Source organism: Phenylobacterium sp. (assembly GCF_028290885.1).
GTDB lineage: Bacteria > Pseudomonadota > Alphaproteobacteria > Caulobacterales > Caulobacteraceae > Phenylobacterium.
Window position 1 is genome coordinate 1 of the sequence record NZ_JAQGIZ010000099.1, and the last position, 6,252, is coordinate 6,252.

Here is a 6,252-nt window from a genome sequence, read left to right on the forward strand (position 1 = left end):
CCCATTTGGAAGAGATCACTTTCTATTTCGAACTGGCCACGCCAGCCCACCCCGCGAAACCCGTCCCACAAGGCGATTGGACGCGACCGCTGATCACCCAGTCCCGAACCCGGAGTCCGCCCTGACACATGACATCGTTGAAACCTCCGCCGCGGACACGGCGGCGCCCTTCGACCCTGCGACGTTCTGGACGCAGTTCCACCACGATACCGTCGTCATCAAGGGCGTGCGGTTGCATTTCGTCGAAGGCGGCAGCGGCGCGCCGATCGTGCTGCTGCCCGGCTGGCCGCAGAGCTGGTACGCGTGGCGCTATGTGATGCCGCTGCTCGCCAAGGCCGGCCGGCGCGTGATCGCGCTGGACCCGCGCGGCATGGGTGACTCCGATCGGCCCGCTTCTGGCTACGAGATGCGCACCGTGGCCGCCGAGCTTCATGATTTCGTCGAGGCGCTGGGACTGACGGCGAACGGGCCTGTCGATATCGTCGGTCACGATCTCGGCGTCTGGATCGGCTATGCCTTTGCGGCCGAATGGCCGGGCGACGTGAAGCGGCTGGCCGTGTTCGACGCGGCGCTCCCCGGCGTCACCCCGCCGCCTCCGGCCGGCATTCCCTCGGCGGAGGCGAATGTGAAGACCTGGCACCTGGCCTTCAACCGGCTCGATGATTTGCCGGAGATCCTGTTGCGGGGACGCGAGCGGGAGTTGCTGACATGGCTGTTCAGGCACAAATCCGCGCGTCCCTGGACGATCACACCTGTGGATCTCGACGAATATGTGCGCGTCAACGCCGCCCCCGGCGCGATGCGGGCGGCGCTTTCCTACCAGCGACACAATCTCGGCCCCGAAGGCCTCGCCGACACTCGGGCGCGTGCTGAGCGCAAGCTCGCCATGCCAGTGCTCGCAGTCGGCGCGGAGAGCGGAGTCGGAGCCATGCTGCTCGAGACGATGCGCTTGGTCGCGGCGGATGTGCGGGGCGCTGTGTTTGCTGGCTGTGGGCACTACGTGCCTGAAGAAGCGCCCCGTGCAGTCGCTGAGCAGATCATCCGTTTCATGGGTGAGTGAGCGCGGCTGCAAGCCCGCCGCTTCCGAGCCTTGAGAGGAACCTGAATGACCTTTGCCTTTGTGGCGCCTGCCGACGAGCTGCAGATCCGCAATCTGATCGCCCGCTATGCCTACGCCATCGACGGCGGCGAGAAGGAGGCCTTCGCGAGTCTGTTCCTGGAAGACGGCGCTTGGAGCCGGGAAAACCCGCCGCCGGCGACCCAGGACGGCTCGGGCCCCGCGCAGGCCGTCCGTGGACGGGCGGGCCTGATGGCCCTCATCGAGACCGCAACCATCCCGCGGTGGCGGCTGAAGGCGCGCCATCAGATGACGGACGTCCTCGTCGAACCCGGCGCGGATGAAAATTCAGCCAAGGTGCTCTACCGCGCCCTGGTCACCGACTGGCGCGAGGGACCGGGCCGCGTGGCCATGAGCGTCAACTACACGGCGGCCTGCGTCCGCACCGACGCCGGCTGGAAGTTCGCGACCGTCAGCGCCCGGGTCCTGCCCGAATAGGCGGGCGCCGCTCAAGACCCCGGAAAAGCGGCCGGCGCCTATGGCGCAAGTCAGCCGAGGATGGCCCTGACCTCCAGATGGGCCTCGAGCCCGTAGCGGCCGTATTCGCGGCCGATACCGGACTGCTTGAAGCCGCCGAACGGCGCCAGGGGCGCGTGCGGCGCGCCATTGATCGTCACGCGGCCGCAGTCCAGCTGCTCGGCCACCCGACGTGCGTGCGCCACGTCAGCGCTGTCGACATAGGCCTGCAGGCCGTAGGGCCTGTCGTTCGCGATGGCGATGGCCTCCTCCTCCTCGTCGTCGTAGGGGATGACGCACAGCATCGGGCCAAAGATCTCCTCGCGGGCGATTCGAGGGCGCCGCACCGATACGATACCCATTGCTCTGCGGTACCAGCCGCACCGCTGTGGTTACTGGGTGATTGCGGAGACCATATGAGGGGCGGCTGACAAGGACTAACTCTTTGAAAAGAATGGTGTATGCGACAGGAATTGAACCTGTGACCCCCTCGGTGTGAACGAGGTGCTCTCGCGCTTTCTAATCGGGCTGCGCAACGCTCTCGGCGGCGCCGTCGCGACATTTTTTCTTCAGTTCGAGCCGCTGGCTCAATCCGGTTTCCCAGTAGGTTTCTCAGTCCCGCAGGATTGGGAAACCTCCGCCAACTTTCTTCAACGATTTCAGCAGTCGGTTTGACAATGGGACTGGGAAACCAGCGCCCCGACCGGGAAACCTCGAAATGACCGCCTCTCCCAAGGGGGCAGCGCCAGAGTCATTGCCATATTCAAAGGGCGCTCAATGCCAGAAGCAAAGAGCGGCCCCAACCATGGCCCGTTGTAGGTAAAAAAGAGAACATCTTGCCAACTGGAACAAAATGCGTACAACTGAGTCCAGGCCGAGGTGACGCATTGGCGGCTCGGGTGACGGAATCGTGGGATAAGGGGCTTTCGGAAAATGTCGCAGCCAGCAGTGTTGAAGCTTGTGGGTAAGGAAGACGGAGACAAGCAGCGCGCCCTCGAGGCGGCGCTGACGCAGATCGACCGGGCCTTCGGCAAGGGCTCGGTGATGCGGCTGGGCGACAAGGGCAAGATCGTGGAGATCGAGAGCGTGTCCACCGGCTCGCTCGGCCTCGACATGGCGCTGGGCATCGGCGGCCTGCCCAAGGGCCGCGTCGTCGAGATCTACGGACCGGAGAGCTCCGGCAAGACGACGCTCGCCCTGCATGTGGTGGCCGAAGTCCAGAAGCTGGGCGGCACGGCGGCCTTCGTCGATGCCGAACACGCACTCGACCCCTCTTACGCCCACAAGCTGGGGGTCAACCTGGACGACCTGTTGGTCTCGCAGCCGGACACCGGCGAGCAGGCGCTGGAGATCACCGACACCCTGGTGCGCTCGGGCGCGGTGGACATCATCGTCATCGACAGCGTGGCCGCGCTGACGCCGCGGGCCGAGATCGAGGGCGAGATGGGTGACAGCCTGCCGGGCCTGCAGGCCAGGCTGATGAGCCAGGCGCTGCGCAAGCTCACCGCCTCGATCTCGAAGACCAACACCCTGGTGATCTTCATCAACCAGATCCGCATGAAGATCGGGGTGATGTACGGCAGCCCCGAGACCACCACCGGCGGCAATGCGCTGAAGTTCTACGCCTCGGTGCGCCTCGACATCCGCCGCACCGGCTCGGTGAAGCTGCGCGACGAGATTGTTGGCAACAACGTGCGGGTGAAGGTGGTCAAGAACAAGGTCGCCCCGCCGTTCCGCGAGGTCGAGTTCGACATCATGTACGGCGAGGGGATCTCCAAGCTGGGCGAGATCATCGACCTGGGCGTCAAGGCCGGCGTTATCGAGAAGTCCGGCTCCTGGTTCTCCTATTCGAGCCAGCGCATCGGCCAGGGCCGCGACAACGTCCGCGAGTTCCTGAAGGCCAATCCCGATATCGCCAATGACATCGAAAAGGCCGTCCGCGGCGCCAAGGCGGTCATCGAGGAAGAACTGTTGGTCGGCGGCCCCGAGGCCGACGAGGAATAACCCTTCGGCGAGCGCCTTCAGCCGGGCGGGCCTCCCCCGCCAACGGGTCCGCCCCGCCACCCCACGCAGGCGCTCGCGTCGGAGCCAGGACGTCCGGGAATCCCCCGGGCGTCCTTTTCCTTTGCGGGCCCTCTTAAGTTTCGTAAACGGGCGGCCGTTCCTAGATGTCGGGTGAGGGGACGCCCCCCTCGTCAATGTCCACGTGAAGCGCCAAGGTCCCAAGTCCGCCCCATGCCGAGTCTGAACGAGATCCGCAGCCATTTCCTGGACTACTTCCAGGGGAAGAATCATGCCGTGGTCGCCTCGGCGCCGCTGGTGCCGCAGAACGACCCGACCCTGCTCTTCGTCAACGCCGGCATGGTGCCGTTCAAGAACTACTTCACCGGCGCCGAGCAGCCGCCCTGGCCCCGCGCGGCCTCGTCGCAGAAGTCGGTCCGCGCCGGCGGCAAGCACAACGACCTCGACAACGTCGGCTACACTGCACGCCACCACACCTTCTTCGAGATGCTGGGGAACTTCTCGTTCGGCGACTATTTCAAGGAAGGCGCGATCGAGTACGCCTGGGAGCTGCTCACCAAGGAGTTCGAACTCCCGGTCGAGAAGCTGCTGGTCACCGTCTACGCCGAGGACGACCACGCGGCCTCCCTCTGGAAGAAGATCGCCGGCCTACCCGATGAGAAGATCATCCGCATCGCCACCGCCGACAACTTCTGGTCGATGGGCGACACTGGCCCCTGCGGCCCCTGCTCGGAAATCTTCTACGACCACGGCTCCCACATCCCCGGAGGCCCGCCCGGCAGTCCGGACGAGGACGGCGACCGGTTCGTGGAGATATGGAACCTGGTCTTCATGCAGTACGACCAGCAGGCCAATGGCGACCGGGTAGCCCTGCCCAAGCCCTCCATCGACACCGGCATGGGCCTGGAGCGGATCGCAGCCGTCCTGCAGGGCGTGCACGACAACTACGACATCGACCTGTTCCGCGCGATCATCGCCGCCAGCCGCGAGCTGGTGGGCGGCGTCGGCGGCGCCTCGAACGGCCCCTCGCACCGGGTGATCGCCGACCACCTGCGCTCGTCGAGCTTCCTCATAGCCGACGGGGTGACGCCCTCCAACGAGGGCCGCGGCTACGTCCTGCGCCGGATCATGCGCCGCGCCATGCGCCACGCCCACCTGTTGGGCGCGGCGGACCCCCTGATGCACCGGCTGGCGCCCACCCTGATCGAACAGATGGGCGAGGCCTATCCGGAGCTGAAGCGCGCCGAGCCCGCCATCGTCGACACCCTGCGCCAGGAGGAGGAACGCTTCCGCCGCACGCTGGGCCGCGGCATGAGCCTCTTGGACGAGGCCACCGCCGGCCTGAACGAAGGCGACGTGTTCTCCGGCGAGACCGCCTTCAAGCTCTACGACACCTACGGCTTCCCGCTCGACCTCACCCAGGATGCGGTGCGCGCCAGGGGGCTGACCGTGGACCTGGCCGGCTTCGACGCCGCCATGGCCCGCCAGCGCGAACAGGCGCGCGAGGCCTGGACCGGCTCCGGCCAGGTGGCTGCGGCCGGCGAGTGGTTCGCGATCCGCGACCGGCTCGGACCCACCGAATTCGTGGGCTACGAAGCGATCGAGACCACCGGCGAGCTGCTGGCGCTGGTGGAGGACGGCCGGGAGATCGACGGCGCCGTCGCCGGGGTCAGCGTCCAGGCGGTGTTCGACCGCACGCCCTTCTACGCCGAGAGCGGAGGCCAGGCGGGCGACCAGGGCGAGGCGGAATGGGACGGCGGCCGCGCCCGGGTCACCGACGTCCAGAAGCAGGCCGGCGACCTCTTCGTCCATGACCTGGAGATTCTCGAAGGGACGCTCGCGCCCGGCGCCCGTGTGCGGCTGGCGGTCGACGCCCAGCGCCGGGCCCAGACGCGTTCGAACCACTCGGCGACCCACCTGCTGCATGCGGCGCTGCGCAACGTCCTGGGGCCGCATGTCACCCAGAAGGGTCAGATGGTCGACGGCGAGCGCATCCGCTTCGACTTCAGCCACGGCGCCCCGCTGACGCCCGACGAGATCGACCGCATCGAGGCCGAGGTGAACGCGGTCGTGCGCCAGAACCTGCCGGCGGAAACCAAGCTGATGGCGCCCAAGGAGGCGATGGCCGCCGGCGCCATGGCGCTGTTCGGCGAGAAATACGGCGACACCGTGCGTGTGCTGACGCTGGGGGAATCGCTGGCCGGCGAGGGCGCCTATTCGGTGGAGCTCTGCGGCGGCACCCACGTGGCGCGCACCGGTGACATCGCGCTGTTCAAGATCGTCCAGGAGCAGGGCATCGCTGCTGGCGTCCGCCGCATCGAGGCGCTGACCGGCGAGTCGGCGCGCCGCTGGCTGCTGGACCAGGCGGCGGTCTCCAGGGCGCTGGCCGACCAGTTCAAGGTCCCGGTGTCCGAGGTGGCCGGCCGCGTGGCCGCGCTCGAGGCCCAGCGCCGCCAGCTCGAGAAGGAGCTCGGCGACGCCAAGCGCCAGCTCGCCATGGGCGGCGGGGCGGGCGGCGGCGGCCCGGCCGCCGGGCCGGAGGAGATCGGCGGCGTCAAGGTCATGGCCCGCATCATGGACGGCGTCGGCGGCAAGGATCTGCGGCCCATCGCCGAAGAATTCAAGAAACAGCTGCCCGACGGCGTGATCCTGCTGAT

Annotated in this window: 6 protein-coding genes; 5 read left to right on the forward strand and 1 reads right to left on the reverse strand. The window is 67.3% G+C overall.

Annotation, left to right across the window (positions count from 1 at the left end):
• Positions 1-76: 76 nt before the first annotated feature.
• Positions 77-1,060: an alpha/beta fold hydrolase gene (locus JWP28_RS07190; RefSeq protein ID WP_299541556.1), complete on the forward strand. Its 984-nt coding sequence runs from the start codon at positions 77-79 to the stop codon at positions 1,058-1,060.
• A 45-nt stretch (positions 1,061-1,105) separates the two neighbouring features.
• Entirely contained in the window at positions 1,106-1,555 is a 450-nt protein-coding gene (locus JWP28_RS07195) for a nuclear transport factor 2 family protein (protein ID WP_299541558.1), read from the forward strand.
• A 50-nt stretch (positions 1,556-1,605) separates the two neighbouring features.
• On the opposite strand, the gene JWP28_RS07200 is transcribed toward JWP28_RS07195, so the two are convergent.
• Entirely contained in the window at positions 1,606-1,935 is a 330-nt protein-coding gene (locus tag JWP28_RS07200) for an aldehyde dehydrogenase family protein (protein WP_299541560.1), read from the reverse strand.
• A gap of 133 nt (positions 1,936-2,068) precedes the next feature.
• On the opposite strand from JWP28_RS07200, the gene JWP28_RS07205 reads away from it, so the two are divergent.
• The 3 genes from JWP28_RS07205 to alaS all read left to right on the forward strand — a co-directional run.
• Entirely contained in the window at positions 2,069-2,248 is a 180-nt protein-coding gene (locus tag JWP28_RS07205) for a hypothetical protein (RefSeq protein WP_299541561.1), read from the forward strand.
• A gap of 258 nt (positions 2,249-2,506) precedes the next feature.
• Positions 2,507-3,577 (forward strand): recombinase RecA, encoded by a 1,071-nt coding sequence (gene recA / locus JWP28_RS07210; protein WP_299541563.1) that lies wholly within the window; start codon positions 2,507-2,509, stop codon positions 3,575-3,577.
• Positions 3,578-3,808: 231 nt separating this feature from the next.
• Positions 3,809-6,252, forward strand: a 2,444-nt coding sequence (alaS, locus tag JWP28_RS07215; protein ID WP_299541565.1) for an alanine--tRNA ligase, incomplete at its 3' end; no start/stop codon positions are given.